The organism is Apibacter sp. B2966 (genome assembly GCF_011082485.1).
Lineage (GTDB): Bacteria > Bacteroidota > Bacteroidia > Flavobacteriales > Weeksellaceae > Apibacter.
Map to the genome: position 1 here is coordinate 789,343 of NZ_CP049714.1, position 25,956 is coordinate 815,298.

Consider the following 25,956-nt stretch of genomic DNA (forward strand, 5'->3'; position numbering starts at 1 on the left):
TCCTTACCTTATTTAAACCAAAAAACCTGCACATCGGCAGGTTTAAATTTTAATTATCTATTATGTTTCTTATTAATCTTTAAAAATTATTTTAGAAATAATGCCCTGATCTGTTTTAAAGGCCAACAAATAGGTTCCCGTTGGTATATCTTGCAAATTCACAGCATTATGGATAAAAGATGGAAATCTCTTAACTTCTTTACCAGAAAAGTTATAAACACTTAATGAATGTATTTTAATTGTAGAATTTATTTTTAATACATCTATAATCGGATTTGGATAAACTTGAATTAAATCAGCTAAATTAGCATCCGGTCCCGTTAATTTAAATTCCGAAGGAATCGTTGAGTCTGGCGCCCCCTCATAATTGATTGAATTGGATATTCTTACTTCATATTCTAACTCTAAAGAAGGAAATAACTCATTTTTCATTTTGCATATCAACGTTTTACCTATATTAGAAGGTCCGGCAATAAATAATCCTCTTAGCCTATACATACTTACTTCTTGATTAGTAGCTTTATCATACCAGGTATAAGTGGTTATTGTATTATTAATATCATATTCTGAAGATAGATTTATTATTTCAACAAAACCTTTTGTACCTCCTTTTATAATTTCTTGAGGATTTAATTTAAAATTTTTTACTGTTCTGAAGTCTTTACCTTTTAATGTTGAAAATTTTAACTGATTATGGTGACACTCTAACAAATACATATTTTGGGTGGTACTTGTTGTTGATACATCTATAGATGTTAATTGATTATTAAATAAACTGACGGTTACTAAGTTGGGCGTATTCGAAATATTCAAGGTGGTTATTTGGTTATTTGCAGAAAATAACCTACCTAACTTAGGTTTATTAGAAACATCTAAAGAAGTTAGTTTATTGTCATGGCAATATAATTGTAATAGTTTAGGATTATTTGACACATTTAATGAAGTTAAATTATTTTTATAACAATATAAATACTCCAAATTAGGATTATTAGAAAATTCTAAAGTGGATAATTTATTATATGCACAGCCCAAATTGTTTAAATTAGGATTATTAGATAAATCTAAAACTTTTAAATTATTATAATCACAACTTAATTTTTCTAATTTATTAAGATTTGACACATCCAATTTTGATAAGGAACATGACCAGCAATATAGTACAATTAAATTAACATTTTTAGAAACATCTAAAAATTTAAGATCATGGTTATTAAAACATTCTAATTTTTTTAAATTTATATTATTGGATACATCTAAACCTTGTAACCAATTACTTGAACAAACTAACTCAACTAAATTTAAATTTTTGGAAACATCAATTTTATGAAAGTTATTTGAGTCAAAACTTATGGATTCTAAATTTTTAAAAAATTTTCCATCAAATTTTTCGTGAAGTTTATTCTTAGTTCCTCTTAATTTACCATTGTAAACTATTTTTGTCAAAACCTGATAACCATCTTTTTCTTTCCATGTAAACATTCCGGGTATTTTGTTTAAAATAGCTTCCGGATTACAAGGAATTGCTTTAACTAAATCTTCCAAGGTTAACCCTACTGCCTCATAATTCCAAATATGTGAATCTTCTGAATATTGCATTAATAAATTCAATATTCCCAGTAAATCCATGGGATCATAATTTAAAGTAGAAGTTGAAACAAAGTTACCATGCACATTTTTTTCGTTTTCCGATACTGATCCCTGTACCCATAAAGGTGTAGATAGCATACACCATAATAAAACATAAAGTAGATTTTTTTTCATATTAGTATTATTTTTTAAATTTAGGCTAATTTAAGATAATTAATACATGTATAAAAATTTATAAGTATAAATCATTAAATTATTTTTTAATTTGAATAATACAATTACTTATTTCTTATAGGGTCCATTATATTAAATGAAATCTAATTACTATATCAATTTTAATTAAACTCAATACAGACACCAACATATTTTTAAAAATTTTTCTTTAAAAAAATAATGACAACAGTTAAATTTTTTAAGGATTTAAGTACTCTTAACAATACATTCCATAATTAACCACCGTTAAAAAGAGGATTAGTCGTTAATCTTAAAATTTAATTTGAAAATTTCTGTTTAATAAGATAATAAGAAATTACTTTTGAAATAAATTAAAATTAAATAAAAATGAAACTTGCTATTGATGTTTATTACTATCCGAACCGAGCAAAAGTTGTGGGTATACTATTTAAAAACTGGGATCAACCCATTCCTAATGACTTAATTACTACTTATATTTATGAAATATCTGAATATGAATCGGGAATGTTTTATAAAAGAGAGCTTCCTTGTATTTTAGAGTTATTGAAACAAATAAATTTAAAAGTTATGAGTCAGATTATAGTTGACGGCTTCGTTTATTTAGATGACACCCATCGGCCGGGATTGGGTAAATACTTATTTGATGCATTGGAAGAGAAAATTCCAATTATAGGGGTAGCTAAAAATCCTTTTTCTACCGGCAAATCTATTGTTCAGGAAATAACAAGAGGAGAAAGTAAAAAGCCCTTATATATTAGTTCTGTCGGAATTTCACTTAATGAAGCTTCTCAATGTATTCAAAATATGCATGGTAATTATAGAATTCCCACCCTCCTTAAATTATTAGATCAAGAAACCAGAAGATAATTCAAACAATAAATTTTTACAATATAAAGTTAAATTTTTAGATAATAGTAAGACAAAAATTTTTGCACAAAAACTTCCAACAATATTTTTAATAACTTATTAGCCGTTAATTTAAAAAAATATTGAAATAGTATAAATGAATAAAATAAATACTAGAACTGAAGTCGAACTTTTTTTTCTGTTGTTGTTTCTAGTTTGTTTACGTATGTGAAATAAAAAGAGCTACAAAAAATTTGTAACTCATTGATTTTTAAGTGACCCCGGAGAGGCTCGAACTCTCGACCCATTGATTAAGAGTCAATTGCTCTACCAACTGAGCTACGGAGTCATAAACAAGAAAAGCTTGAGAATCTCAAGCGCGAATTTTCAAAATGTGACCTGGCTGGGGCTCGAACCCAGGACCCCAACATTAAAAGTGTTGTGCTCTACCAACTGAGCTACCAGGTCTCCCTAAATGTATATATAATCTATTCTTTGAATAGATTGTGACCTGGCTGGGGCTCGAACCCAGGACCCCAACATTAAAAGTGTTGTGCTCTACCAACTGAGCTACCAGGTCTTTATTTAGTGTTTGCTAAGCATTTTCGTTTAGCGAGTGCAAATATAATGACTTTTTTTGGGTATGCAAATATATTTGATAAAAAAATATGATATTTGTAAAAAATCTGATCGTATGATAATTTCTTTATTGGGTTATATGGGAAGTGGTAAATCTACTGTTGGCAAATATCTTGCGAAATCTCTCAACATAACCTTTATTGATTTGGATGAGTATATTTCAGCTCAAGAAAATAAGTCTATTCAAGAAATTTTTTCAATCCATGGAGAAATTTATTTTCGTAAAAAAGAAAATTTTTATCTGAATGAATTATTGAACGGTGACAATTTAGTGTTGAGTTTAGGAGGAGGTACTCCTATTTATCATCGCAACATGGATAAGATCAAAGAAAAAAGCTTCTCGTTCTATTTAAAAATGAATGTCTCAGAATTAGCAAAAAGGTTAAGTAAAGAAAAAGAACACCGCCCTCTTATTGCACATTTAGAAGACGAATCTTTACCGGAATTTATTGCCAAGCATTTATTTGAACGTTCAACATTTTATGAGTCGGCTGCTTATAAGATAGCGGTTAACCAAAAAACTCCGGAAGAAATAAGCAATGAAATCATTGCCGTTCTAAAAAATACTAAATAAACTTGTAGTGTATTTATTCATCTTCCCATTCCAGAGTATAATCGTCTAACTCTCTCCTATCCTTTTTGGTAGGCCTGCCTAATCCTTTTTGCCTGTAATAGTTTTGCGTTTGTGTTCTTGATTTCATCATTTCTATCTGCTCAGGATCTGTCAGATCTTTAATATATAAAGGAACCAATTTTGCTCCTACTCGATTGGGAGGAATTTGTATAACTTGAATCGTATAGTCAATCTGATTTTTTCTAATTTTATACGTTTCACCAACTAATATTTCTTTTGAAGGCTTCAAGGGAGCATCATCTAAAAATACTCGATTTTTCTTACATTCTTCGGTGGCAATTGCCCGCGTTTTATAGAAACGCACACACCATAAAAATTTATCTATTCTCATTGGTTGAAAAAATTGGTCTTTAAAATTAAATTTAATCGTAAATTAGCAACTAAATTAACATATTTTATTTACATGATTAAAAAATCCCTTTTAGCCGCCTGTATCTTTTCACTTTTATTTTTTGTTTCGTGTGGGAGCGATGATAATAACGCCTCAACCTTATCCGTTGATGAGCAAAATACAGCTGATGATATGGCTATTGTTAATTTTTTAAATAACTATTATTTCGATGATCTTGGGAAAGTAACCAAATTTTCTGATACGGTTACTCCAAATGATAAAGAGCCTTTGAGCAAAAATGCAATAAAATCTCCTTTAGGATACTGGGTCGTTAAAAATCCAAAGGCAGATCAGGGCATAAACACCTCCAATATAGCTGATGGTAAAAACAATATACTTATTCATTATTCATTAAAATATTTTGTTGCAACTGAAGGAGGTAATGGATATTCAACCTTGAATACTTCATCAAGCACAATTGATAATTCAGGGGTTGCACAAGAAGACCCTTTCTTTTACAAAAAGCCCAAAAACGATACGATTCAAAGTGAAAATTATTATGTGATTAAAGGTATTGTTGACGGTTTAAAGGATTTCAAGCCGACTAATAAATCTAAAAATGACCTTTACCATGTATTACAAGGTTTAATTATCGTGCCTTCTCGATTGGCATACGGTAGAGAATCCAATTACATAAACAGTAAAGATGCTACGTTCATTTTAAATTTTGAATTGTATAAAGTTTGCCTTCAAGATCAAACTTGTAATTAAATTTATATATTGTTTGAATGTATTGTTCAGACAATCATATAACCATTGCTATCAACAATTATGCTCTGTTAATTATTGGTGGGAGCTAATTTTAAATTTTTTTTATACATCAAATAGATTTACTGGACAAAATCAGTAAAAGGTTCTACAATATAATGCGGAAGGACATAGAAATCAATGACTTTTAATGCGGTGCAATTATCCAGATCATGAGTCTTATTACGATCATCCATAACGTTGATATATGTTATATATCCATCAAAATTACAGGCAATAGTTATAAACAGAATATTCTTGTCGGAATTCTGATTTTACAAATATAATCTGAAAGTTGCTTGATCGTCCCAGCAATATAAGAATTCAAAAAAATATTTTTAATGTCTAAGAATTTAGATAATCTAATTTAATAAATCTTAGGATTATAGTTTTCAGGAAATTTAGCCATCTCCGGTTTATAAAAGTCTTCTATTTGATCAAATATCTCTTCAATCGTTTGATTGCCGATATAAATTAATTTGGAAACACCGGTTACTTTGTTTTTATAATCGGCATAGGCTAGAGCAATAGGAACGTTCGCTTGCTTAGCTATATAGTAAAAACCTTTTTTCCATTGTAAGGCACGGGAGCGAGTGGCTTCCGGAGTATTTATTAAAGCCATCGAATCGGAATTTTTAATTAGTTCCGATGAATATTGAACCAAATTATTCCATTGACTTCGATCGACTCCTAAACATCCAAGTGCTTTGAAAAAGAATCCATACCATGGTTTGGTATAAGCATCTTTAATCATTACTTTATAAGGAATTTTTAAACACCAAAAACTGGCTAAACAATAATATAAATCCCAATTAGAGGTATGGGGAGCACAAATTAATACGCATTTTCTTAATTCATTAACAGGCACTTCATTTTTAAATCTCCATCCCATAACGAACAGCATTAACCTTCCTAGTAATTTTCTCATAATTTGATTACTTATTAAAAATAATTAAAAAGTTCAGTTAATTGACATTAACTGAACTTTTCACATGTATATAATTTTCTAATTAACTTAACATTGACATTATGTAATCCATAATAACTAACACCATCTTAAAGAGAATTTGTACCATGATCTATTTATTTTTTTCTGAATTAATTAAAACACTAAACTAAAAAAAAGTTATATTCAGGTGCTCTACATACTGTTATAAAAACCTGAGCTTTAATTATCAGAATCTCTACTATATATATGAACGCCCTAAATTTTTTGCTAAATTAAAAATTTTCTTTGAATTTAACTCAAATTAATTATAAATATCTTAATGGAATTTTATTTATATTTTTAATTATTCCCATACATTTTTTCGTTGCGGATACCTATAAGTTGACGTAAAACTCACTTCCTAAAATTTTTTATCTTAAAAAAGCCGATTTACACGGTTTAATTAAAAATATTTTACTTTTGTATTTATATATCTTACTTATGACTCCCTTGGTATCGGTTATTATGGCTGCTTACAATGCAGAAAAACATATATCTGCATCAATTGAATCGGTAATCAAACAAACGTATGCTAATTTTGAATTGCTGGTTATTAATGATGGCTCATCCGATAGAACTCAATCAATTATAGAAGAATTTAGTAAAAGAGATTCCCGAATCAAGCTTATTAACAACGATAAAAACTTGTTTGTTATAAAATCCCGTAATATCGGAATTGAAAATGCTAAAGGTAAATATTTGGCTATATTAGATGCTGATGATCTTGCATTACCCAATCGATTGGAAAAACAAGTTGAATTTCTGGAGAATAATCCGGATGTATTTTTAATAGGCAGCAGTGCTCATATAATTGATGAAAACAATACTATTTGTAATAATTTTATAGCTTTAACCGATTATCATGAATTAAAAAGAAATATTCTCAAAAACAATTTATTCTATCATTCTTCTATACTATTAAGAAATGATAAAGTTTTTTATCGAGAAAAAATGATTTATTCGGAAGACTATGATCTCATTTTACGGTTATTTTCAGAAGGTAAAAAAATTGTAAATCTACCTGATACATTAATTTCATACAGACAAACCAATCATTCACTTTCAAAAACCAAAAACAGACTAGTACAATGGTTGTTTATCAATAAAGCCCGTGAATTTTATAAAGAAAGGCTCGGTAATGGTAAAGACAGTTATGATGCGTTTAATCCACAATCATTTATTAATATAGAAGATATTCATTACCCAATTAGTAAAAAAGATTTGTTATATGCCATGAAAATTTGTTTTTACAGAAAAGATGCAAATCAATTAAAATTTTTAGTAAAAAAATATCGTAACTATTATCCTATATCATTAGATTATATACTTTATTCTCTATTTTCAAAAAATAAAAATACTTTTAATCTCATTTGTAAAATTTATTCTAAACTTTAAACTATGGATATTTTAATTAAATCTTTTAACCGCCCCTTTTATTTGGACAGATGCTTAGCCAGTATCCAAAAATTTGTAATGGGTACTTATTCAATTAAAGTTTTAGATGATGGAACTCCTGAAAAATATCTAAATAAAATTAAATTAAAATACCCGTCCATTAAAATTATAAAATCTGAAAATTATATAGAAAAGGAAGAAGCAATTAAAGAAAATTTAAAGTCAGGTAAAGATATTAATGGCTTTAAAATTCCTACTCAACTTTGGGTCAATTCAGTAAAAGAAGCTTCAGATTATTTCATTATAACGGAAGATGATGTTTGGTTTACGAGAAAAATTAATGTGAATGAAATCAATGAAGTAATGGAAAAAGAAAATATATCCTTACTCAAATTAGGTTGGTCGGGAAATAATAATTTTGTTGATCAGTTTAAACATGATAAAATCAATTCCGATATAATTTCCGTATATCCGGATCTTTTTACTGCCCCTCCTTTCATTCTGAAATGTTTTTTTTATAATAAATATAAGTTTTTTAGTATTTTATATAAATTGGGTTTGGTATCTAACACTACTAAAACTAAATATTGGATTTTAATTTCAATACTTATGGGTGTTCATAAAAAAGAATTTTGGCTTAAAACTTGGGAAAATATAAATGGAAAAGTTGATGAAAAAAAACAATTATACAATGCTACCCTGTATTTTAGAAAGCATAAACACAAAAACATGATCGCTCAATTAAATCATGAAGTTCTGAAAACTACGTTTAATTCTTCTGCTACCAATTCCTATCATAATTATGGATTTGATTTTGATGTTAATCAACTTAATTATTTAATTAATGAAAAATGGTATAATGATGCATTTGATCCCATGCAAAATTTTCCTAAGGATTTCTCAGAAGATTACATCCTATCATTTTTGAAAAATGAAAATAATCAAAAAATAAAACCGGAAGAATGGAAAAAATGGTCAGAAAAATTTAAAAATCAATATAGGAACCAGGGGTGTGCTATTGATGATTAAAAAAATATATATCATCATTTATTAAATTAATCCCATCGAATCAAAGAGCAAAAAAATAAGCAGTGATGTACTGCTTACTTTTTTAATATCATAATTTAATCTAAGAAGTCATTACTCCTCTTCATCATCTTCGTATTTTTCGATTTCAGCATCGCAAAAATCGAATGCTTGTTGAATCAATGAATTTACTTCATTAGCAACCTCTTCCTCTTCTCCTTCCAAATCATCAAACCATTCAACCTCCTCTTCTTCTACATTTAAAATAAATCTAGGATACTCTGTATGCACAACAAATAAATCTTCAGGAAAATCTGAATTGTCTGCCATTAAAAACTTAGGTAATTTCATATTGTCTTTATTTAAATTTTTATTCGTCTAATAATTCTTTTAACTTAATTAATTCTGCCTTCACTAACTCTAAACGAGCAATGATTTCAACTTTTTTGGATAAATTTTTTTGTGATTGTAAAACAACTTTTGCTCCTTCTAAGGTATATCCTTTTTCTTTTACTAAATGAAAAATTATTTTAAAATTTTCAATATCTTTTGGGGTAAAAAAACGGTCTCCTTTTTTATTCTTTTTGGGTGAAATACTATCAAATTCTTTTTCCCAAAACCTTATAAGTGAAGTATTAACATTAAAAGCCTGCGCTACTTCGCCTATAGAATAATATAATTTTTCAGGAAGTTGTACGTTCATTATTCAAATCTAATGATTTTTTAATTCAACTTACTATAGTTCGTTTAAAAAATTAATCTTTTTTTAGAATTATTAGTTCGACCCAAATAATCAATACGGATGCCCTAAAAATATTTATTTATATTTGCCTAAATTTGGTGATTGCTATTTACCGGTAAATATGCAATCTTAAAAGGGAATTCGGTGAAAATCCGAAACAGGCCCGCTGCTGTAATCTTCTAGTACGTTTTAAGAGATATACCACTGAGAAGTTGCTTTCTTGGGAAGGTTCTTAAAATGAAGTAAGTCAGAATACCTGCCAAATTTAACCATAGTTTTACAAGCTTTCGTGGAACAAGGCTGAAACATTAAAAGCATTTCATATTCACTTTTCCTGTTTACTTTTCCGGAAACTAGTTTACTATATCTGTAATTTAAGATATTCGACTCCATGATGATGAACATCAATCATAAATATAGTGTATTTGCTTTTTTATTAAGCCTGATGAGTCCATTATCTTATTCCCAAGAAAAAAAAGACAGCATAACTGTAACAGAATTACAGGAAATACTGGCAACGGGAAAAAGAAATGATAAAGGAATAATTCCTTTCCAAGAATTGAAAGGAAAAGAATTAGAAAATCGAAACAGCTCTTCGGTAGCTGATGCCGTACGATTATTTTCAGGAATTCAACTTAAAGATTATGGAGGTGTTGGAGGAATGAAAACAGTTAACATTCGAGGAATGGGAAGCGAACACGTGGGTGTATTTTATGATGGAATAGCCATAGGAAATGCTCAAAATGGTATGGTTGATTTAGGAAAATTTTCCATGGATAATTTAGAATCAATATCAGTATACAACGGACAAAAAAGTCAAATATTCCAACCCGCTAAAGATTTCGGCTCTGCCGGAGGTATCTATTTAACAACCAAACGTCCTGTTTTTACGGGTGAAAAAAAAACTAATATAGGTGCCACCTATCGTTCCGGATCATTTCATTTAATTAACCCCTCCCTCCTATGGGAACAAAAATTATCCTCATTTATTTCATCTTCTCTTACTATGGAATATATTAATTCAGATGGAAAATATAAATTTCAACAAAAGAAAGGTAATTGGGATACGATCGCTGTAAGACAAAATGGTAACATAAGTGCTTTTAGAACAGAAGGAAATTTATTTGGTACCCTACCTCATGGTAAATGGAATCTGAAAGGATATTATTATGATTCAAGCAGAGGAATACCCGGTGCCGTTTTAAAAAATTCTTATAAAAGGTATCAGTTTGCTCAACAATGGGATCGTAATTTCTTTTTGCAGGGATCTTTTGAAAAAATAATCAGCACAAAATACAGAATAGCATTAAATGCTAAATATGCTCATGATTTTACCAATTATAAAAATTTAGAAGTTTTTAATGACTCTATTTGGGGAAATAAATTTTCCAACCGTATTAACAATACTTATAAGCAAGATGAACTATATATTTCATCTTCACAACTGGTTACTTTATTTTCTTTTTGGGATATTTCTGTATCTGCAGATTACCAACATAACGGAATGAATGCCGATTTAAAAAATTTCGCTTCTCCTTCGAGAAATACAGAAATGATCGCTTTAGCTACAGCTTTTCATTGGGATAAACTTAAAATTCAAACAAGCGTTTTAGGTACATTTGTGCAAGATAAAACGAAAGACATGAACAGCATGGGTACAGCTTCAGACAAAAATGAATTTACCCCTGCTGTTTTCTTAAATTACCAACCTTTACTTTCTAAAGATATTAGCATTCATGGTTTTTATAAGAGAATTTTTAGAATGCCAACATTTAATGATTTATACTATACGGATTTTGGAAATTCAAATTTAAAACCGGAATATACTAATCAGTTCGATGCGGGTATTCGTATAAATAAAAACTTTACTTCCGGTAGTTTTATTCATTTTGATTTTACTATTGATGCTTATTATAATACGGTCAAAGATAAAATCATAGCTTATCCCAAAGGACAACAATTTCGTTGGACCATGTTAAATTTTGGTAAAGCAAGAATAAAAGGGTTAGACTTATCTTCTAAGACTTCAATATTAGTGAAAAACGTTTTAGTTTCAACCCTGATAACCTATACGTATGAAGATGCACAAAATTTATCTTCTCCTATTTTAAATTATAAAAATCAACTTCCTTATATACCTTGGCACAGTGGGACATTTACTTTAGAAGCTGCTTACAGAGATTGGAATCTAAATTATAGCTTTATGTATACGGGAGAACGGTACAATTCTCCTTCTAATAATACTGAAAATAATGTAAAAGCTTGGTATACTCATGATATACAATTTTCAAGAGAATTATTTTTCACTCATATCAAATGCAAAGCATCTTTACAAATCAATAATATTTTTAATAAATATTACGACATAGTAGCCAATTATCCCATGCCGGGTAGAAACTATACGATCATCATTAAATTAAACATATGAAAAAACTAGAAACTATGGTAGCAAGGAAATTTTTAGTACCAATTTTAATAATTATTACAGGGTTCATTGTTTCTTGTAGTAATGACGATTCATGGTCTGAAGATGATTCAAACATTATATCCCAACCGGATGCCAAAAAAGGGTTATATATTTTGAATGAAGGTAATTATCAACAAAACAACTCTTCTCTATCCTATTTTGATTATGACACAGCTGATTTTTTTAATAACTATTTTACTAAAATCAACCCTGATCAAGGTGGATTGGGCGATACCGGTAATGATTTAAAAATTTATAAGGATAAAATGTATGCCGTAATCAACGGTTCTAATTATGTTGAAATTATGGACGCTAAAACAGCCAAGCATATAGGAAAAATAACTATTCCAAATTGCAGATACATTACATTTAACGGCGACTATGCGTATGTGTCTTCATATGCTGGTTCTACTCCTAACGGACAAGGATATGTTGCCAAAGTTGATCTTGCTAACGGCACCATTGTAAATGAAGTTACTGTCGGACGCAATCCGGAAGAAATGACTATTGTAAATAATAAGCTTTATGTTGCTAATTCAGGAGGATATTATTCTCCGGATTATGACACAACGGTTTCTGTAATTGACATGAACAGTTTTACAAAAATTAACGATATCGAAGTCGGTAAGAACTTACATAGAATACGAAAAGATAAGAATAATCATATTTGGGTTACTTCAAGAGGCGATTATGCTAATTTAAAGCCTTTCGTTGCTGTTATTGATCCATCGACTGATCAAGTCATTAATAAACTGGATATAGCGGTTTCAGACTTCACTTTTTATAAAGAAAAACTTTATTTTTATGGATCGGAATATTCTTCAGGAAAAACTATAAATAATTATGGTATTATAAATATAGATACGCAAAAAGTGATAAGTTCCGAATTAATCAAAGAGAGTTCAAAGTCTGAAATTATGTCCCCATATGGGATAATTGTTGATCCTGAAAATGGCAGCTTTTATATTGGGGATGCTATGGATTTTGTTTCCAATGGAAAAATATATTATTTCTCAAAAAATGGCGACTTACAATGGTGGAAATCAACCGGCGTATCTCCCGGACATTTTGCCTTAGTAAGTAAATAAATTTTTTCAAACTTCTATAGCTTTAAAAAAGTAAAAAGATTGATGAAAAACAATCTTTTTACTTTTTGGTACTATATCTTAATATCCTACCTATTATATAGCATAAAAATATTGTCGGAAAACTGATGAAAAATGGGTAAATAAATAATACTATTACTAAATGTTAAGATAAAATCTATAAATTGGCAAGGCATCTGAAATTTAAAACAACTTATTATATTTCATAAATTTATCAAATATATCGGCGTTATTATAATACGATACTATTTTCATTTTTTAATTTCACAGTTTAATCAAAAATTGTAACTTTGGCAGCAAAACTTTACAAAAAATACTAAAAATATAATGAGCATCATCATCATTATTTTCGCAGCAGCCATTCTGAGTTTATATTCAGGTGTTTTCGGGCAAGGAAAATACTCTCAACCATTTGCAATTTTAGGATTACTTATCGCTTTGATCGTCTCTTTTTACGGAGATAGTCCTTTTTTCACACGATATGCGTCCATGTTTGCTTTTGATCAAACAGCCAAAATATTTACTCAAATATCTATTTTGACCACTTTGCTAATCGTATTCTTAGGAAAATATGCATTTCGTCTCATAGATCATCATCAGGCAGAGGTATATAGCTTAATGCTTTTTGCACTTTGTGGCGGTATAGTCCTTTTCTCCTACCAAAATTTAATTACTTTATTTCTAGGTATTGAAATTTTATCAATTCCTTTATATGTATTAGCAGGAAGCAATAAGAATGACTTACGTTCCAATGAAGCTTCCATCAAATATTTCCTATTAGGAGCATTTGCAACCGGATTTTTACTTTTCGGAATTGCATTAATATACGGTATAACCGGATCTTTTGATTTACAAACTATTCGTTTATACAGCATACAAGCGACTCACTACCCTACTATGTACATAACCGGTATAATTCTATTGTTAGTCGGGTTACTATTTAAAATATCCATAGTTCCTTTTCATTTTTGGGCTCCGGACGTATACGAAGGCTCTCCTTCCCTAATCACGGCTTTTATGGCTTCCGTGGTAAAAATATCAGGTTTTGTTGCTTTATATAAATTAGTTGAAACAGCTTTTATCGGTCAACTAAACCAATGGCAATATATAATTTTCTATGCAGCAATTTTAACATTACTATCTGCCAATATTGTAGGTGTATTGCAAAAAAATGCTAAAAGAATGTTGGCATATTCCAGTATTTCGCATGCCGGTTATTTATTGCTAATTTATTTTAATACAGATGCTAATTCTATCTATACATTAGCATTCTATTTATTAGCTTATTCACTTTCAACTATAGGTGCTTTTATCAGCCTTATTTACATCGAAAGAATTTCAAATGGTATTACCGATATAAATGCTTTCAACGGATTGGCTAAGAAACAACCCATCTTAGCTTTGGTAACTACAATTTCTCTATTATCTATGGCAGGTATTCCGTTAACTTCCGGATTCATTGCTAAATTTACGTTGTTTTCACAAGCATTATATACTCAACCGATATTAGTCATTATAGCTATTATAGGATCTGCAATCAGTATTGGATACTATCTTAAGCTTATCAATGCCATGTATTTTAAACCGGGTTATAAAGAATTAAATGAAGCTAAAAAAGCTCCAATTATTTACAATGTTATAGCTGTTATATTGGTAATTTTAATAATCCTTTTGGGAGTTTATCCTGAACCTGTTTTTTCTTGTTTAGCTTTGGCTAATTAAGAAATAAACAGTTTTTAATGTTGAGCATTTTAAGATTAGTTCAACAATATCATTTAAAAAAGATACGCATAATTATATCATACAAATAATTAAAGTCGCAATATAATTGCGACTTTATTATTTACTTTAATTTGCTAAAAACTAGTATTTTTATCTCTCCATTTGTAAATTACAAAGTGTTCTTTGTTTCAGATGATTTGGTTTGAAATTAAATCGTTAAAGAGATCCATTCCACTTTTTTAATTGATATCTATTAAATCGCCGGTTCCTGTTGACTCAAACAATGGAAACTACCTAATCCCCAAATGATATCAGTGGAATCTATTCCTATTACATTTCTATTCGGAAAACATTTTTTTATGATATCCAACGCTCGTTTATCATTTTCACCATTAAAAATAGGTACGATCACTGATTTATTAGCTATGTAAAAATTTGCGTAAGAAGCAGGTAAACGACATCCATCATAGTATACCGGTTCGGGCATAGGTAATTCTATAACTTGTAAAGGAGAACCATCGGGAAGCTTCATAGCTTTTAATTGTTTAAGATTATGTTGTAATATATGATAGTTTTCATCATTTTTATTATCTTCTACCACAGCAAGTACGGTATTTTCATTTATAAAACGTACGGTATCATCTATATGACCATCTGTATCATCGCCAACAATTCCCTCATCGATCCAAAGGACTTGATTTACTCCATAATAATTTTTCAGATATTCTTCGATTTGACTTTGATTTAAATGAGGATTTCTGTTTTTATTAAGTAGACATGACTTAGATGTTAGTACCGTTCCTTTACCGTTAAACTCAACGGAACCACCTTCCATCACTATGCCCGGATTAAAAACAGGTAATCTTTTTTCTTTGGCTATATGAAGAGGTATTTTATTATCCAAATCATAGGGAGGATATTTATCACCCCAGGCATTATAATTCCAACTTACAATGGCTTTTTTATGTTCTAATGAATGGGGATTAATTACAAACGCGGGACCATGGTCGCGACACCAAGCATCATTAGTCGGATGAATATAAAAATTGATCATATCCAAATTAGCATTTGTTTTTTCTATATAACTCATGGCAAAGTCTTTCATCTCAACACTAACCACATTTATATTAACTTCTTCCCCTTTAGATACTTCTGCTATAAATTGAGCATACGGGGCATAGATTTTTTCAATTTTACCCGGCCATGATAATTCTTTGTGCGGCCAAGATAACCAAGTAGATTTATGAGGATAAAATTCAGCCGGAAAAAAGAATCCCAATTCTTTAGGAGTTTTATTTAAAAATTCTTGCGGAGTATATTTCATATAATCTTTGCTTGACATATTCAGTCTATGTTTTAAATTATTATTTATTTAATCCAAAATTACAGAAATAAAAAAAATTAATCTATTTTTGTAAAAATTTTTAATAATTTCTATTAAGTGATCACTTCCATAAATAAGCACAAAAAACAATTAGTTTTGTTTTTTCTAGCAGGAGCCTTAAGTGCCGTAATTGAAATTTTTTGTATGAAATTACTAAGCTTGCCTAATATGCTGCCTCATTTTTTTTCCTTCGAAAACAAGTCCAACGCCTACCCATTATCCAATCTTTTATCTACCGGAGCGGGTATTTTGAGCAATTATTTTTTTAGCATTCGCTATGTTTTTGAACGAGGTAAACATTCCAGAAGAAAGGAATTTGTATTATTTTTTAGCCTTTCTATAATTACTATGTTTATGAGTTGGGGAGCATTTGCGTTTTTTCATTTCTTCGTTAACAAACCCATTAATTTTTACTTTTATACTATAGGAGACATAGTATTTTGTAAAGCTGCCGCTATTTTCGCAGTATCTATAATCAATTATATCGCAAAAAAGAAAATAGTATTCTCTAATTAATCGTAATTTATAACCTTATAATCTAAATACAGTATAATATTTTTACTGTATTTAGGATTTTCATGCTTTGAGGTTAGTTTTAAGCTTACAGATGGTACTCCCTTTAAATATATTGAAAAAAAGATCTTAATTCGATTGATATATTTATTTTCTATAAACTATATCTATTTATTACATTGTATTTCTAAGAAAAACCTTATCATTTTGTATATCTAGAATTATGTTTCCTCCCATCATTAAGGCGCGTGTATCGAAAATATGTCCCCCGGGAAAACCAAATGCCATGGGAATATTGTATTTTTGAAATCGTAAAGCAATAATTTTATAGGCTTCTTGATCAAACGGTTCATCATAGAATTTGTTTTCATCTTTTGAATCCATTTTCGTAAAAGCTCCTACCAGTAATCCTTTAATTTTATTAAGTACTCCCGCTCTTTTCAATCCGATCAGCATTCGATCAATATGATAATAATTTTCATACCAATCCTCCATAAATATAATTTTATCTTCCCAATGATCTAAGGATCTACTTCCTAACAGACTGTATAAAATCGATAGGTTGCCTCCTGTCAAAATTCCTTCAACTTTTCCTGGTTTATTAAAAGAAGTGCTTTCTATTTCATATTCAAGTTTTCTATTCTCTAAGGCATCCACAAGGGTTGTATAGGTTTCATTTGACTGTCCTTGCGGTAATGATTTACAAACGGTTGCATGTAAAGTAGGAATTCCTCTTCTATTAAAATGCTGATGAAAAACCGTATTATCCGAATATCCGATTAACCATTTAGGATGTTCTTTAAATTTATTCAATTTTAAAAAATCCACTAGTTGTACACCTCCATAGCCGCCTCGGGCAAACCATATAGCCTTAGCACGGGGATGATCTAATGCCCATTGCAAATCTTCCAACCTTTCTTTTACTGTTCCCGAATAATTATATCCGAAATAATAATGATTGAATGTATTTTTACCTGTTTCATACTTCCAGCCTTGTTTTGTAATTATATCTATCGCCGGTTGAATGTCCTCTTTTTTAACTGCTCCTGCCGGTGCTACAATTAAAATAGTATCTCCTTTTTTAATAGGTTTCATAAAATTATGATATAAACTCATTACTATCCTGTTCTGTTGATTGATTTAATTTTCCTTTTACATTTTCCATCTAACAGGTATCTACAAAATGTATGCATTTTTAATTTTTTATGCTACATTGTGTCTGAAACCAATTGAGTAAAAGGATATAATCTTTTTCCGATAAATTCGCCTCTTTGTGCATCCAAAGATAACTGTTGAGGGGCATGGTTTTATTTTCAATTACTCGGTATAGGGATGATTTAATATGTTCTTTCTGATAACGATTATATTTTCCATATTCTGAAAAATTAACATATTCTTTTCCTTGATTTACATGTTCTTTAATAAACCAAGATATAGGAGCAATGGAAGAATACCATGGATAATTTACTTCATTAGAATGACAATCGTAGCAGGCTTTTTTTAAAATTTTTTGTATTTCCGGAGTTGCATGTGTTACCCGGTTATAGTCTATTTTTTTGTTAACCGATGGATTTTCTTTATCTATTTGAATTAATTGGAAAGATAAAAAAATGATAATTCCATAAAGCAATATTTTTTTCATCAGTAATGAATTATCGTTTATAGTTTAAATATGGATACTGAATTTATAAAATCCAAACTTCATTAATATCCCATAAGGGCCTGACATCGATAACATTGGGATATAAATAGGTAGGTTCTGCCGGTTTGAAATTTTCCAGATCTGCCGAATCCCAAATTCCGTTATTATTTTGATCTACCAATATACGAATCAAATATTTTCCCGGTTTCATGTTTTGAAATACAAAAGTATCTTGTGATCCATAAATATTTTCCAATACTTCGTATTTTTCATTTACCAGTTGAAAGAAAAATTTTGAATCAGGCTTATTTTGTAATCTGATACTTAAATTTCCAAATTCATTCTGCTTTTTGGTTTTAATCACATATGATAACGTATCTTTATTAGTTTGATTTAAAAAATCTTTAAATGATTGATCTTTAATGGTAACCTTGTATTCCGTATCATAAGCTACAGGAAATTTAATAGCAATATTTTTAGCATTTAAAGAATCTATTTCCGCATTAAAATTTATGGGTTCATTATTTTTACTTACTTCTATTCTGTTTTTGTCAATCCGATCAATATAATTGGAAGCTTTTAACATAAAACAGGTAGTGGGTGAAACTTCTTTTTCGATGGGTGTAATTGACAACTCTGACTTTAAGGTATTATCATATAATAAATTAAGCGTATCAACTTTTTGAAGGTATTTTAAAAGTAATTTTAATCTAAATTTCTTCTCTGTTTTTTTGAATTCTGCATTGTTAAAATATACATATAAACTGTCGGCAAAGGGCTGATGTTCTATTTTATAAGAAGGAAAATCACGATCAACAGGAGTTATACTTAATTTATCGGGGTGTCCTTTAAATTTAACTTTTATTATGCCCTGACCCTCTTGTTCTGCTTTTAAAAATTTGTACGATTGCTTTACAGGAGACAATACTAATGAATAAGTTTCCGGATACAAGGGATTAATATCTTTTGCTGCAAATCCTACCATTTCTTTATCCGTGTCAGGAATTAAATTTGAATTTAGATCATTAAATGCCAATAATCTATACTTTCCTTCATGCAAATGTTTTAATTTGAAATTTCCTGCAGAATCTACTCTTGAAATGTAATAGGGTTTATTTTTTAAATTTACGGAATCTTTACCTGATTTATCTTTTTCAATCTTATACAAGGATACGATCGTCGGGTTTGCCAATTCTTTTTTTAAACTTTGCCTAACCGTACCATTAACTTGTAGACTATCAATTGTATTTCCCGTAGAAAATGTATAGGAAAAATTGTTTAATTTATTTCCTTCGTTATTATCTTGAATGCTCGATCCAAAATTGATAGTATAGGTAGTATTCGGAAGTAACGGTTCATAAAAACGAACGGTTACGTATTTCCTTGCTGTACCAACCGGAGAAATGGTTGGGGTAATTGCGGGAGGTGGTGAAATGATGACCTGCTGTGCTATGTCTCTCAAAATCACATATTCGTCAAAATTTAATACAATTTCCTTAGTATTAGGATTAACATTTGTAGCTAATGTATCCGGTTTAGAGCCTAAAAATTTAGGAGGTGTAATATCTTTAGGACCTCCGCTTGGACTCCCAACTCGTGCACATGAAATTATTAGGCTGCTTACTACAAGAATTTTAATTATTTTATACATATACAAAGTTTAGTATAGTGTTTACAAATATACTTATTGTGTCCCATTGTCAAGTATTTAATTCTTAATTTATCTTCATCGATGTAAATTTTTGTTTTATACTTGAAAATACCTGATTTTATTGATTCAATAAATCAGGATAATCTGATGTATGACCGGTCAATAAAGTAAAGGGATGAACCGGATATGATTCAACTATAACCGGTTGATTATATACAAATTTTATGAGTTTAGTGAAGATAAAAATTTATATAACTATAAACTATTGCTTCTCTTAATTTTTATTTTACTGAACTAAAGGGTTTTCTTTTAAAAACAAGGAGGGATATTGTTTTTTGTAATAGCTGACAATCATTTGAGATACAAGATTATAAGCAATAATTCCTTCTTTTTGCGAATTTGATTTAAGGTATACATTATTCATATAAGAAAATACATCTGATCCTAACCCTGACATTCCCAGATAATATTTTTTTTCTTTTTCTCGATCCAATTTCATTCCTTCCGAATAATTTCTTAAAAGTAAATGCACAAATGCAGAATCATTTACATAGATTTCTCGCAATAGATAATTTAAAGCTTTATATTTAACACTATATTGGAAATCTTTATTGGGTGAAGATTCTCCCATATAAAAGGAATAAAAGTTTGCTTCATCTTCTCTCGCCACTCCTACCTGATGTCCCATTTCATGTGCTATGGTAAAGGGGATCGATGTATCGGGAATTCCTTTAGCAACTTGAGCTTCTCCTGTAAATGGATTATAATATCCCAGTATTCCCAATTTAATTAAAATGGGATTAAAGATTGATTTTTTAACGTTTTCACTTTGCCTCGGAATACCATAAAAAGCACTTTGTTCTTGATTAATTATTTGAATCATCTTTTCACGGTTGACCGTAAATTCTCCTTTTTTATTGTTGGAAACTTCTTCCTTTAGTTTAACACATTCATTTAACAAATGTCCCGCAACAATTTTATAATCAATTAGAAATAATTTTTCTTGAGAATTTTCATATTGGGAGAAATTTCTATAGTTGTATAAAAGCCCAAACGACAACATAAACCATCCGTATAAAATGTTTAAAAGAAGTAAGATCTTTATAAAACATGCTGTTATTTTTTCTTTCTTCTTTTTTATAAAAAAAATGAATGCTTGTATCAAACATGATAAGATAAATACGGCTAAAATTATATAAAATATATCTCCTATTGAAATTGAAATATTTCCAAATACTGAATTTAAAAAAAACTTTACTTTTATTACAAAACGATAATACCAACTATCCGTCGGATTTAAACTCAATTTTATAACTTGAAATATGAAAAATTGCAACAAAAGTGAAGATAATAAACCGCTTATACTTACTTTTATTTTCTTCTTATTTAACATATTTATTGAAATTTTATAGCTTTTATAGGAGATATTTTAGTTATTAAATAAGAAGGTAAAAGTAATACTATCCCGCTAATAACTAAAGAAACCAAAGATATAATAAAAATATAAAAGAAATTTATGTAAACCGGTACTGAACTTACATAGTAATTATCCGGATTCAATTTTATAACCTCAAAATACTTTTGAATATATAACAATGCAATAGCAATACAATTTCCCACCAACAATCCCGGAATCATTATGAAAAGAGTATAATTAATAAAAATTTTTCTTATTTGTTTATTTGATGCTCCCAACGTTTTTAACATTCCTATTGAATTGGTTCGCTCAATTATCAGTATAAGAAGCACCATGATAATATTTATGACAACTACAACCATCATAATCGACATGATTATGAAAATATTGGTATCAAAAATACGTATCCAATCATTGATTTGTGAAAATGTTGTTGTTGCCTTTTCTGCATAATTATTAAATCCGGCACATTCTTCAATTTTAGGGAAAACCGTGTCTAAATCTTCAATATCTTTTATAAAAATATCATATCCTCCTATATCATCTCCGTTCCAATGATTTAATTTTTGGATATGTTGTATATCTCCTATCAAAAAGACATCATCAATTTGTTTTATATCTGTCCTGAAAATTCCCTTCAATGTAAATCGTCTGTAAATAGGTGTTTGATTTTCTCTTACAAAAAACATGACAAAGGTTGAATCAATATCCAGCTTCATTTCCTTGGCAATTTTTTCGGACAAAATCACCTCATTACTTATCGAATTTTTAGAATAGTTGGGAATTTCCCCTTTAATCATGAACTCTTTAAATCGTTGGCGGTCAAAATCTTCCGAAACTCCTTTTAAAATAACTCCGGCAAAACTTATATTTGTTCTAATTACGCCGCTTCGGGTAGCATATTCTTGAATATTGGAAACCTCAGGATTATTTTTTATTTTTTCAAGCTGTACATTTTTTCTATTTAGTTTAGAACTATTGAATGAATTGTTACTGTCGTAACTTCTAATGGTGATATGACCGTTGAAATCGGCCATTTTTTGTTTAATGGCTTTTTTAGATCCAAGCCCTATAGCCATAGTTAAAACAGACACTACGATACCTATTGCAATAGCCGTTTGACCGATACGAATGATGGTTTGCGAAAGATTATTTTTATTACTTTTTGATAAAGCTATTTTTTTGGATATAAACCAGGTAAAATTCAACTCGGAAATTTTTTTCAAATATAAATAATTGTTTACTATTTTAATCTTTTTTAGCCTATTTCGTTATATAATCGAGGATTTTAAATTTATGTGTATAGATATTTTCTATAAATTGAATCGTTCCATATTATTTTTAGTAGTATTTTTTGTAATCATTAATGATTTAAAGGTTTAATCGTAGCTTAACTAAAATATAGATAATACACTTAATTTTAGAAACATTCCATTAGATAAAAACAATTTAACAGATTAATTCTTATAAAATTTACACTATCCGACTTGAACGCCAAAAAGATGTCCAACGAAGGCTGCTAAACCCATCGAAAGAGTACCCCAAAAAGCAATTTTGAACATACCTTTTAGCATGCTATACCCTCCGGTCTTTGCAGATATGGCTCCAAGTATAATAAGAAAGATAATTGAAAACAAATATTGCATTAATACCATATGATTGAGAGGTGCAAAAATCGAAAGAAGTAATGGTAAAATTCCACCCGATAAAAAAGAAAATAAGGATGCTAAAGCTGCTTGCAAAGGACGAGCTTTAGATATTTCATTAATTCCCAACTCATCCCTTGCATGGGCTGCTAACGCATTATGATTCGTAAGTTGTTCGGCTACTTTAATTGATAGTTCCTTATCTAATCCCCGTTTTTGATAAATTTTAGCTAGTTCTTGTAATTCTACCTCAGGTGTCGCATCTAATTCTCTTTGCTCTCTGATTAAATCCGATTTTTCAATGTCCTCCTGGGAACTTACTGAAACATATTCTCCTGAAGCCATAGACATGGCTCCGGCAATTATCCCCGATACGGCAGATAAAATAATAAATTCTCTATTGGTACTAGCTGCTGCAACTCCTATTACTAAACTGGTTGTAGAAAGTATACCGTCATTTGCTCCTAAAACTGCTGCACGCAACCAACCGATCTTATGAACATAATGTTTTTCTGAGGTATAAGATTTTTTTTCCATCATAATGAAGTAATCATCAATCATTATACCTTAATTAGATTTATTCGTGGGCAAATTCTTCTAAAAATTCATAAATCGGATGCATAATTTTATATAGATTCGTAGTATATTCTATAAAGCTATTAGTAAATAATTTTTCTTGGGCGAAGGGTTTGGTTACATAAAATCGTTTTAACTTCAAATATTCAACTGCCGGGCTTTCTATATCAAATCCTGCAGGTACTCTTTTTAAAACATCGGAATCTCTGGATAAATCGCCTATTTCTTTTTTGAATTTGCTTTCAGATAGAATCGATTTAAATTCTTCAAAATTCTCTTCAATACCTTTTCGAACGTTCTTTACTTGTTTCGAAGTTAAGTCATAAAATCCGCAGCTTAGAAAATTATTATTCGGTTGTATGTGTATATAAAATCCTGATCCTTTTTTTTCATTGAATACCGCTCCAAAATGAGTTTTATAAGGAGTTTTGTCTTTTGAAAATCGTATATCTCTATAAATTCTGAATATACATTTTTTAGGATTTAAATATCTAGTTTGGATATCAAATTGAGAAATTGATTGAAGCAGCTCAGTCACTAATTGCTCAAAATCTTTACGTGAATTTTCATACCGGTCTTTATTTTCAGTAAACCATTCTCTATTATTATTTTTAGTTAATTCTGATAAGAAATTTATAGATTCTTTATACAACATGCCATTTTATTTACTATATACAAATATATCAATAAACATTATATTTAATTACAAAAATATGAACATTTAGTTATCTTGTCCACTTATTCATGAAATGTTAAAATAAAAAACGTCCTGAATTGAATTAATTCAGGACGTTTTTTTATATATATTATTTTATTATTCCCATTCAATAGTAGCCGGTGGTTTAGAAGAAATATCATAGGCCACGCGATTTATACCTTTAACTTCATTGATAATACGATTAGAAACCAATTCTAAAAATTCGTAAGGGAATTTTGACCAAGTAGCCGTCATAAAGTCAACAGTATTGGCTGAGCGTATCACTGCTGTATACTCATAAGTCCTTTCATCCCCCATAACCCCAACCGATTTCACGGGCAAAAGAACTACAAATGCCTGACTTACTTTATCATATAAATCGTGTTTATTTAATTCCTCAATAAATATATCATCTGCTTCCTGTAAAATTTTTACTTTTTCTTCATCAACTTCACCTATCACGCGTATTCCCAAACCGGGTCCGGGGAATGGATGACGGTATACCAATTCTTTTGGAATGCCTAATTCAATACCCACTTTTCTAACTTCATCTTTAAATAATTCTCGCAAAGGTTCTAATAATTGGAGATTAAGTTCATCAGGTAATCCGCCTACATTATGATGTGACTTGATTACTGCTGAAGGTCCTTTTATAGATTTGGATTCTATTACATCGGGATATATAGTTCCTTGAGCAAGGAAATCTATATTTTCCATTTTAAAAGCTTCTTCTTCAAAAACTCGTATAAATTCATTACCAATAATTTTTCTTTTTCTTTCCGGCTCATCTACACCTTTAAGTTTAAAGAAAAACCTTTCTTCTGCATTTACTCTTTTTATATTCATATGGAAATGCTCTCCGTACACTTTCATCACTTTGTCTCCTTCATTTTTACGCAATAAGCCCGTATCAACGAAAATACAGGTAAGCTGATTTCCTATGGCTTTATGTATTAAAACAGCTGCAACAGAAGAATCTACCCCTCCGGAAAGTCCGAGCATTACTTTTTTGCTGCCAACTTTCTCTCTGATCTTTCTGACTTCTGTTTCTATAAAATCAGAAATCTCCCAGTTTTTACTGCATTGACAAATATCAAAAACAAAATTTCTTAATATTTGCTCTCCATAGTCACTGTGGGAAACCTCAGGATGAAATTGAACAGCATATATTTTTTTATTTTCATGAGCAATACATGCTATAGAATTAGTGGATGTTCCAATAAGTTCAAAACCTTCAGGTAATTTAGTTACTTCATCAAAATGGCTCATCCATACTGTAGAGTTTTCAGGTAAATTAGTCAGTAACGGAGTATTCTTAACAATTTTAAAATCAGACTTCCCATACTCTCCTTTTATTCCTTCCGATACTTCGCCTCCTAAAATTTTAGCCGTAACCTGCATACCGTAGCAAATTCCCAAAACGGGTATATTTTGCTCGTATAGTTCCTTTTCAACCAGATGAGCATCCTTTGAATTAACGGACGAAGGTCCTCCGGAAAGTATAATTCCTTTAGGCTGGTGTGATAATATTTCTTCTAATGGAGTATAGTAGGGTAAAATTTCAGAGTATACACCAAATTCGCGGATTCGACGTCCAATCAATTGATTATATTGGGAACCGAAATCCAAAATGATAATTCCATTTTTCATTAAGTATCGTATAAATATATTTTTAATGCCACCGATGAACTTTATTTAAATTAAAAACCTTATGATATGTATATGTACTTAAAATCAGTTTTTACTAAACTGAAATTAATGTATATATTTTTGAATCATTGGTTTAAATATTTCAAAATGAGTTCCGGCTGAATTTTAAATTAAACAGAGTTTTATTTTTAAAATTTTGCAAATTTAAAAAATTTATAATAGATCTCTACATTCAGCATTTACGGCTTTATAACATATTTACTCCATATAATAAACATATGTTAAATTATGGTAA

23 protein-coding genes, 3 tRNA genes and 1 riboswitch are annotated in these 25,956 nt (G+C 29.6%); of the genes, 9 read left to right on the forward strand and 17 right to left on the reverse strand.

Going from position 1 to position 25,956, the window contains the following annotated elements; genetic code table 11:
- Window positions 1-72: 72 nt before the first annotated feature.
- Window positions 73-1,761, reverse strand: a complete 1,689-nt coding sequence (locus tag G8C43_RS03375) for a T9SS type A sorting domain-containing protein (protein ID WP_166004171.1) — start codon at window positions 1,759-1,761, stop codon at window positions 73-75.
- 387 nt (window positions 1,762-2,148) lie between these two features.
- On the opposite strand from G8C43_RS03375, the gene G8C43_RS03380 reads away from it, so the two are divergent.
- Window positions 2,149-2,649 carry an endonuclease V gene (locus G8C43_RS03380; RefSeq protein WP_166004173.1) on the forward strand — a complete coding sequence of 167 codons (501 nt, stop codon included), beginning with the start codon at window positions 2,149-2,151 and terminating at the stop codon, window positions 2,647-2,649.
- Window positions 2,650-2,904: 255 nt separating this feature from the next.
- Here G8C43_RS03380 and G8C43_RS03385 read toward each other — a convergent pair.
- From G8C43_RS03385 to G8C43_RS03395, 3 genes are all read right to left on the reverse strand, one after another.
- A tRNA-Lys gene (locus G8C43_RS03385) sits at window positions 2,905-2,977 on the reverse strand.
- 46 nt (window positions 2,978-3,023) lie between these two features.
- Window positions 3,024-3,096, reverse strand: a tRNA-Lys gene (locus tag G8C43_RS03390).
- Between the two features lie 39 nt (window positions 3,097-3,135).
- Window positions 3,136-3,208: transfer RNA gene (locus G8C43_RS03395), tRNA-Lys, on the reverse strand.
- Between the two features lie 114 nt (window positions 3,209-3,322).
- On the opposite strand from G8C43_RS03395, the gene G8C43_RS03400 reads away from it, so the two are divergent.
- Window positions 3,323-3,841: a shikimate kinase gene (locus G8C43_RS03400; protein WP_166004175.1), complete on the forward strand. Its 519-nt coding sequence runs from the start codon at window positions 3,323-3,325 to the stop codon at window positions 3,839-3,841.
- Between the two features lie 13 nt (window positions 3,842-3,854).
- Here the strand turns inward: G8C43_RS03400 and G8C43_RS03405 are convergent, their stop codons facing one another.
- Window positions 3,855-4,232 carry an RNA-binding S4 domain-containing protein gene (locus G8C43_RS03405; protein ID WP_105297909.1) on the reverse strand — a complete coding sequence of 126 codons (378 nt, stop codon included), beginning with the start codon at window positions 4,230-4,232 and terminating at the stop codon, window positions 3,855-3,857.
- A gap of 72 nt (window positions 4,233-4,304) precedes the next feature.
- On the opposite strand from G8C43_RS03405, the gene G8C43_RS03410 reads away from it, so the two are divergent.
- Window positions 4,305-5,003 carry a hypothetical protein gene (locus tag G8C43_RS03410; protein WP_166004177.1) on the forward strand — a complete coding sequence of 233 codons (699 nt, stop codon included), beginning with the start codon at window positions 4,305-4,307 and terminating at the stop codon, window positions 5,001-5,003.
- Between the two features lie 403 nt (window positions 5,004-5,406).
- Here G8C43_RS03410 and G8C43_RS03415 read toward each other — a convergent pair whose 3' ends face one another.
- On the reverse strand, window positions 5,407-5,967 hold the full coding sequence (locus G8C43_RS03415) for a 1-acyl-sn-glycerol-3-phosphate acyltransferase (RefSeq protein WP_166004180.1): 561 nt from the start codon (window positions 5,965-5,967) through the stop codon (window positions 5,407-5,409).
- A 501-nt stretch (window positions 5,968-6,468) separates the two neighbouring features.
- Between G8C43_RS03415 and G8C43_RS03420 the strand changes: the two genes are divergently transcribed.
- Window positions 6,469-7,422 carry a glycosyltransferase family 2 protein gene (locus tag G8C43_RS03420; RefSeq protein WP_166004182.1) on the forward strand — a complete coding sequence of 318 codons (954 nt, stop codon included), beginning with the start codon at window positions 6,469-6,471 and terminating at the stop codon, window positions 7,420-7,422.
- Window positions 7,423-7,425: 3 nt separating this feature from the next.
- Window positions 7,426-8,451, forward strand: a complete 1,026-nt coding sequence (locus G8C43_RS03425) for a glycosyltransferase family 2 protein (RefSeq protein WP_166004184.1) — start codon at window positions 7,426-7,428, stop codon at window positions 8,449-8,451.
- A 111-nt stretch (window positions 8,452-8,562) separates the two neighbouring features.
- On the opposite strand, the gene G8C43_RS03430 is transcribed toward G8C43_RS03425, so the two are convergent.
- Together G8C43_RS03430 and G8C43_RS03435 are read right to left on the reverse strand one after the other, a co-directional pair.
- Window positions 8,563-8,799, reverse strand: coding sequence for a hypothetical protein (locus G8C43_RS03430; protein ID WP_105297914.1), 237 nt, complete (start codon window positions 8,797-8,799; stop codon window positions 8,563-8,565).
- Window positions 8,800-8,818: 19 nt separating this feature from the next.
- A complete protein-coding gene (locus G8C43_RS03435) occupies window positions 8,819-9,151 on the reverse strand; it encodes a MerR family transcriptional regulator (RefSeq protein ID WP_105297915.1) in 333 nt (110 codons plus the stop codon).
- A gap of 118 nt (window positions 9,152-9,269) precedes the next feature.
- Window positions 9,270-9,469: riboswitch (cobalamin riboswitch) on the forward strand.
- Between the two features lie 166 nt (window positions 9,470-9,635).
- Between G8C43_RS03435 and G8C43_RS03440 the strand changes: the two genes are divergently transcribed.
- The 3 genes from G8C43_RS03440 to G8C43_RS03450 all read left to right on the forward strand — a co-directional run bounded on the left by G8C43_RS03440 (window position 9,636) and on the right by G8C43_RS03450 (window position 14,485).
- A complete protein-coding gene (locus G8C43_RS03440) occupies window positions 9,636-11,618 on the forward strand; it encodes a TonB-dependent receptor (protein ID WP_221411575.1) in 1,983 nt (660 codons plus the stop codon).
- The gene (locus G8C43_RS03445; RefSeq protein WP_166004187.1) at window positions 11,615-12,745 is read left to right on the forward strand and encodes a YncE family protein; all 1,131 of its coding nucleotides are present in this window, start codon (window positions 11,615-11,617) and stop codon (window positions 12,743-12,745) included. The genes G8C43_RS03440 and G8C43_RS03445 overlap by 4 nt, the downstream gene beginning before the upstream one ends.
- Before the next feature lie 345 nt (window positions 12,746-13,090).
- The gene (locus G8C43_RS03450; RefSeq protein WP_166004190.1) at window positions 13,091-14,485 is read left to right on the forward strand and encodes an NADH-quinone oxidoreductase subunit N; all 1,395 of its coding nucleotides are present in this window, start codon (window positions 13,091-13,093) and stop codon (window positions 14,483-14,485) included.
- 253 nt (window positions 14,486-14,738) lie between these two features.
- On the opposite strand, the gene G8C43_RS03455 is transcribed toward G8C43_RS03450, so the two are convergent.
- Window positions 14,739-15,827: an agmatine/peptidylarginine deiminase gene (locus G8C43_RS03455; RefSeq protein ID WP_166004193.1), complete on the reverse strand. Its 1,089-nt coding sequence runs from the start codon at window positions 15,825-15,827 to the stop codon at window positions 14,739-14,741.
- A gap of 99 nt (window positions 15,828-15,926) precedes the next feature.
- On the opposite strand from G8C43_RS03455, the gene G8C43_RS03460 reads away from it, so the two are divergent.
- Window positions 15,927-16,385: a GtrA family protein gene (locus tag G8C43_RS03460; RefSeq protein WP_255410613.1), complete on the forward strand. Its 459-nt coding sequence runs from the start codon at window positions 15,927-15,929 to the stop codon at window positions 16,383-16,385.
- 171 nt (window positions 16,386-16,556) lie between these two features.
- Here G8C43_RS03460 and G8C43_RS03465 read toward each other — a convergent pair whose 3' ends face one another.
- The 8 genes from G8C43_RS03465 to guaA form a co-directional block, all read right to left on the reverse strand.
- A complete protein-coding gene (locus G8C43_RS03465; protein WP_166004195.1) occupies window positions 16,557-17,477 on the reverse strand; it encodes an LD-carboxypeptidase in 921 nt (306 codons plus the stop codon).
- 100 nt (window positions 17,478-17,577) lie between these two features.
- Entirely contained in the window at window positions 17,578-18,024 is a 447-nt protein-coding gene (locus G8C43_RS03470; protein WP_166004198.1) for a heme-binding domain-containing protein, read from the reverse strand.
- A 43-nt stretch (window positions 18,025-18,067) separates the two neighbouring features.
- A complete protein-coding gene (locus tag G8C43_RS03475) occupies window positions 18,068-19,675 on the reverse strand; it encodes an Ig-like domain-containing protein (RefSeq protein WP_166004201.1) in 1,608 nt (535 codons plus the stop codon).
- Window positions 19,676-19,961: 286 nt separating this feature from the next.
- On the reverse strand, window positions 19,962-21,068 hold the full coding sequence (locus G8C43_RS03480; RefSeq protein ID WP_160542038.1) for a DUF3810 family protein: 1,107 nt from the start codon (window positions 21,066-21,068) through the stop codon (window positions 19,962-19,964).
- A gap of 2 nt (window positions 21,069-21,070) precedes the next feature.
- On the reverse strand, window positions 21,071-22,300 hold the full coding sequence (locus G8C43_RS03485) for an ABC transporter permease (RefSeq protein ID WP_166005695.1): 1,230 nt from the start codon (window positions 22,298-22,300) through the stop codon (window positions 21,071-21,073).
- A gap of 270 nt (window positions 22,301-22,570) precedes the next feature.
- Window positions 22,571-23,275, reverse strand: a complete 705-nt coding sequence (locus tag G8C43_RS03490; RefSeq protein WP_160563986.1) for a VIT family protein — start codon at window positions 23,273-23,275, stop codon at window positions 22,571-22,573.
- A 40-nt stretch (window positions 23,276-23,315) separates the two neighbouring features.
- Window positions 23,316-23,969, reverse strand: a complete 654-nt coding sequence (locus G8C43_RS03495; RefSeq protein WP_166004204.1) for a DUF2461 domain-containing protein — start codon at window positions 23,967-23,969, stop codon at window positions 23,316-23,318.
- A 159-nt stretch (window positions 23,970-24,128) separates the two neighbouring features.
- Window positions 24,129-25,661 carry a glutamine-hydrolyzing GMP synthase gene (gene guaA, locus G8C43_RS03500; RefSeq protein WP_166004206.1) on the reverse strand — a complete coding sequence of 511 codons (1,533 nt, stop codon included), beginning with the start codon at window positions 25,659-25,661 and terminating at the stop codon, window positions 24,129-24,131.
- Window positions 25,662-25,956: the final 295 nt, after the last annotated feature.

Coding starts and splice junctions, on each gene's coding strand:
- G8C43_RS03375 (WP_166004171.1), bottom strand. CDS start 1,761: ATGAAAAAAAATCTACTTTATGTTTTATTATGGTGTATGCTATCTACA.
- G8C43_RS03380 (WP_166004173.1), top strand. CDS start 2,149: ATGAAACTTGCTATTGATGTTTATTACTATCCGAACCGAGCAAAAGTT.
- G8C43_RS03400 (WP_166004175.1), top strand. CDS start 3,323: ATGATAATTTCTTTATTGGGTTATATGGGAAGTGGTAAATCTACTGTT.
- G8C43_RS03405 (WP_105297909.1), bottom strand. CDS start 4,232: ATGAGAATAGATAAATTTTTATGGTGTGTGCGTTTCTATAAAACGCGG.
- G8C43_RS03410 (WP_166004177.1), top strand. CDS start 4,305: ATGATTAAAAAATCCCTTTTAGCCGCCTGTATCTTTTCACTTTTATTT.
- G8C43_RS03415 (WP_166004180.1), bottom strand. CDS start 5,967: ATGAGAAAATTACTAGGAAGGTTAATGCTGTTCGTTATGGGATGGAGA.
- G8C43_RS03420 (WP_166004182.1), top strand. CDS start 6,469: ATGACTCCCTTGGTATCGGTTATTATGGCTGCTTACAATGCAGAAAAA.
- G8C43_RS03425 (WP_166004184.1), top strand. CDS start 7,426: ATGGATATTTTAATTAAATCTTTTAACCGCCCCTTTTATTTGGACAGA.
- G8C43_RS03430 (WP_105297914.1), bottom strand. CDS start 8,799: ATGAAATTACCTAAGTTTTTAATGGCAGACAATTCAGATTTTCCTGAA.
- G8C43_RS03435 (WP_105297915.1), bottom strand. CDS start 9,151: ATGAACGTACAACTTCCTGAAAAATTATATTATTCTATAGGCGAAGTA.
- G8C43_RS03440 (WP_221411575.1), top strand. CDS start 9,636: ATGAGTCCATTATCTTATTCCCAAGAAAAAAAAGACAGCATAACTGTA.
- G8C43_RS03445 (WP_166004187.1), top strand. CDS start 11,615: ATGAAAAAACTAGAAACTATGGTAGCAAGGAAATTTTTAGTACCAATT.
- G8C43_RS03450 (WP_166004190.1), top strand. CDS start 13,091: ATGAGCATCATCATCATTATTTTCGCAGCAGCCATTCTGAGTTTATAT.
- G8C43_RS03455 (WP_166004193.1), bottom strand. CDS start 15,827: ATGTCAAGCAAAGATTATATGAAATATACTCCGCAAGAATTTTTAAAT.
- G8C43_RS03465 (WP_166004195.1), bottom strand. CDS start 17,477: ATGAAACCTATTAAAAAAGGAGATACTATTTTAATTGTAGCACCGGCA.
- G8C43_RS03470 (WP_166004198.1), bottom strand. CDS start 18,024: ATGAAAAAAATATTGCTTTATGGAATTATCATTTTTTTATCTTTCCAA.
- G8C43_RS03475 (WP_166004201.1), bottom strand. CDS start 19,675: ATGTATAAAATAATTAAAATTCTTGTAGTAAGCAGCCTAATAATTTCA.
- G8C43_RS03480 (WP_160542038.1), bottom strand. CDS start 21,068: ATGTTAAATAAGAAGAAAATAAAAGTAAGTATAAGCGGTTTATTATCT.
- G8C43_RS03490 (WP_160563986.1), bottom strand. CDS start 23,275: ATGGAAAAAAAATCTTATACCTCAGAAAAACATTATGTTCATAAGATC.
- G8C43_RS03495 (WP_166004204.1), bottom strand. CDS start 23,969: ATGTTGTATAAAGAATCTATAAATTTCTTATCAGAATTAACTAAAAAT.
- guaA (WP_166004206.1), bottom strand. CDS start 25,661: ATGAAAAATGGAATTATCATTTTGGATTTCGGTTCCCAATATAATCAA.